The 2,472-nt window shown below is 62.3% G+C and carries 5 protein-coding genes; 1 reads left to right on the top strand and 4 read right to left on the bottom strand.

The window, feature by feature from the left end:
- Both IBX54_RS14475 and IBX54_RS14480 read right to left on the bottom strand, forming a co-directional pair.
- Positions 1 to 205: DUF3820 family protein (locus tag IBX54_RS14475; RefSeq protein WP_296543359.1), on the bottom strand; the 205-nt coding region annotated here is incomplete at its 3' end.
- A 1-nt stretch (position 206) separates the two neighbouring features.
- Positions 207 to 569, bottom strand: a complete 363-nt coding sequence (locus IBX54_RS14480; RefSeq protein ID WP_296543360.1) for a translation initiation factor Sui1 — start codon at positions 567 to 569, stop codon at positions 207 to 209.
- A 93-nt stretch (positions 570 to 662) separates the two neighbouring features.
- On the opposite strand from IBX54_RS14480, the gene IBX54_RS14485 reads away from it, so the two are divergent.
- Complete coding sequence (locus IBX54_RS14485; protein ID WP_296543361.1) at positions 663 to 890, top strand: hypothetical protein; 228 nt, start codon at positions 663 to 665, stop codon at positions 888 to 890.
- A 4-nt stretch (positions 891 to 894) separates the two neighbouring features.
- Here IBX54_RS14485 and nagZ read toward each other — a convergent pair whose 3' ends face one another.
- On the bottom strand, positions 895 to 1,977 hold the full coding sequence (gene nagZ / locus IBX54_RS14490) for a beta-N-acetylhexosaminidase (protein WP_296543362.1): 1,083 nt from the start codon (positions 1,975 to 1,977) through the stop codon (positions 895 to 897).
- Positions 1,974 to 2,405, bottom strand: a complete 432-nt coding sequence (gene acpS, locus IBX54_RS14495) for a holo-ACP synthase (RefSeq protein ID WP_296543363.1) — start codon at positions 2,403 to 2,405, stop codon at positions 1,974 to 1,976. Before acpS ends, nagZ begins: the two co-directional genes overlap by 4 nt.
- Positions 2,406 to 2,472 lie beyond the last annotated feature (67 nt).

Raw genomic sequence — 2,472 nt, forward strand, 5'->3', positions numbered from 1 at the left:
AACGCAGCGGCTTGAGCAGATCCGACAACCCGTTGTGATCGATCTCGTGCATCAGCGCCAGCAGGCGACCAATCTCACCCTTGGGCACGCCTTCGCGCACAAACCAGCACAGATAGTCGCCCGGCAAATCAGCGATCAGCCGACCCTTGTACTTGCCAAAGGGCATGGCGCGGGTTACCAACAGTTGCAGGTCTTCGGGGTTCATGTCAGCCACCCGCGCGCTTGACGCTGTGACCTTGCGCCTTGAGCAGTTCCATGACACGCTCGGCATGGTCGCCTTGCACCTCGATCACGCCGTCTTTCACCGTGCCGCCCGAGCCGCAGGCGGTTTTGAGCTGCTTGCCTAACGCGCTCAGGGTGGCACCATCCAGGGCCAGGCCTTTCACCAGCGTCACACCCTTGCCGGCGCGCCCTTTGGTCTGGCGCGAGACCCGCACAATGCCGTCGCCCGCCGGACGAGCCGCGGCCGCGCGGCAGCTGCACTGCGCTTTCGGCTGGCGGCATTGCGGGCACATGCGGCCGCTGTCGGTGCTATAGACCAGACCACTGCTGAGGCGTTTGTCTTTCATGTGAATCAAAGCGATTTGAGAATTTGCATTGTCCCGCACAAGGCCACCAGATCAGCCAAAATAGCCACCCACCGCATTCATAGAAAGTCGCACATGTCACGTCCCAGCGTTTGGGCACCCAAAATAGTCGCCTTGATCAAGGGCGGCAACAGCGCGGCCGCCCTTGCGCAGATCAAGGTGGCACCCACCGTGAAAGACCTGCAGGACCTGCGCAAGCTGCTCATGGCGGCCAATCTGCTCAAGACCCAGCCCAATGTGGACGCGGCCACCAAAGACATGATCGCCGAGTTGTCTGCACCCCGGCTGCACCGCTCGCCCTGATGTTTCAGGGCAACAAATCAAGCGCCTGCATGTAAGCAGGCTGAACCATCAGCTCGTCCCACGGCGTGGCATGGCCAATGGGCAACATGGCGACACGGCGTGTTTCGCTGGCCTCCAACGGTTGCCACTGGCCCTTGAGCTGCGCTTCGGTCACGCCGTTGATCAGGGCATCCAACACGGCACCCTCACCGACTGACTGGTTGCACAGCAGCACCATGTCGCAACCCGCATTGAGCGCAGCCACCGCCGCCTGGGTCGGGCTGACTGGCTGGCCGTCGAGCACGCGAGCACCGGCCATGGACAGGTCGTCACTGAACACCGCGCCGGTAAAGCCGAGCTGGCCGCGCAGGATGTCGCCCAGCCACTTGCCAGAAAAACAGGCCGGCCGGGCATCGACCTTGGGGTAGATCACATGGGCCGGCATGACGCTGGTGAGCGCCGTGCCAAGCCAGGCATAGGGCTGGACGTCGTCGGCCAGAATGGCCTTGAGGCTGCGCTTGTCCACCGGAATGTCGGTGTGTGAATCGGCCGCAACAAAGCCGTGCCCCGGAAAATGTTTGCCGCAGTTGGCCATGCCGCTTTGCAATAGCCCGTGCATCAGACTCTTGGCCAGCAGGCTCACCACACGCGGGTCGCGGGCAAAGGCCCGGTCGCCAATCACGCTGCTCTCACCGTAATCAAGATCAAGCACCGGGGTAAAGCTGAAGTCAACGCCGCAAGCGCGCAACTCGGCACCCAGCACATAGCCACAGGCGGTAGCCGCCCGGGTGGCGCGCATGGCGCCGCTGCCCTCGCCGCCCTTGCCGTCTTGCAGCCAGAGCTCGCCCAGCGCGCGCATCGGCGCCAAATGGGTGAAGCCGTCGGTCTTGAAACGCTGCACATGACCGCCTTCGTGGTCAACACAAATCAGTAAATCCTTGCGCACCTTTTTAATGCTGTGGCACAAGGCCGTGAGCTGCTCGCGGCTCTGCCAGTTGCGGGCAAACAAAATCATGCCGCCCACCAGCGGGTGCTTTAGGCGCCGCTTGTCTTGTTTGTTTAAGCTCAAACCGGCAATGTCGATGATCAGGGGGGCGTGCAGGGTCATGATGTACCTAATGAAAAAGATGGCAACGCACTGTCGCTTTTGTCTTCGACCACGCAAAAGCTCGCCGCATAGTCGGTCTCGTCGGTGACACTGATGTGGGCGCTCAGGCCCTTGGCCTCGAACCAGGTTTTGAGTTCGCCGTGCAACACGATATGCGGTTGCCCGCTGGGTAGCTTGTCCACCTCGCACAGGCGCCAGGTCATGGGCATACGCATGCCCAGACCGATGGCCTTGCTGAAGGCCTCCTTGGCGCTGAAACGGGTGGCCAGGTAACGCACGCCGCGCTCGGGCCAGCGCTGGCTGCGCGCGCGCCAGGTGGCGAGTTCGGCCTCACTGAGGATTTTTTGCGCAAAGTGATCGCCGTGGCGCGCCAGGCTGGCCTGGATGCGGCGCACGTCGCAGATGTCAGTGCCAATGCCGTAGATCATTTGTCTGTCATTGCGAGCAAAGCGCGGCAATCCATGCAGCCCTGGATCGCCACGTCGCTACGCTCCT

The organism is Rhodoferax sp. (assembly GCF_014859475.1).
Taxonomy (GTDB): Bacteria; Pseudomonadota; Gammaproteobacteria; order Burkholderiales; family Burkholderiaceae_C; genus Rhodoferax.

Bases quoted from the DNA above. Each gene is read 5' to 3' on its own strand.
- IBX54_RS14480 (WP_296543360.1), bottom strand. From the start codon at position 569: ATGAAAGACAAACGCCTCAGCAGTGGTCTGGTCTATAGCACCGACAGC.
- IBX54_RS14485 (WP_296543361.1), top strand. From the start codon at position 663: ATGTCACGTCCCAGCGTTTGGGCACCCAAAATAGTCGCCTTGATCAAG.
- nagZ (WP_296543362.1), bottom strand. From the start codon at position 1,977: ATGACCCTGCACGCCCCCCTGATCATCGACATTGCCGGTTTGAGCTTA.
- acpS (WP_296543363.1), bottom strand. From the start codon at position 2,405: ATGATCTACGGCATTGGCACTGACATCTGCGACGTGCGCCGCATCCAG.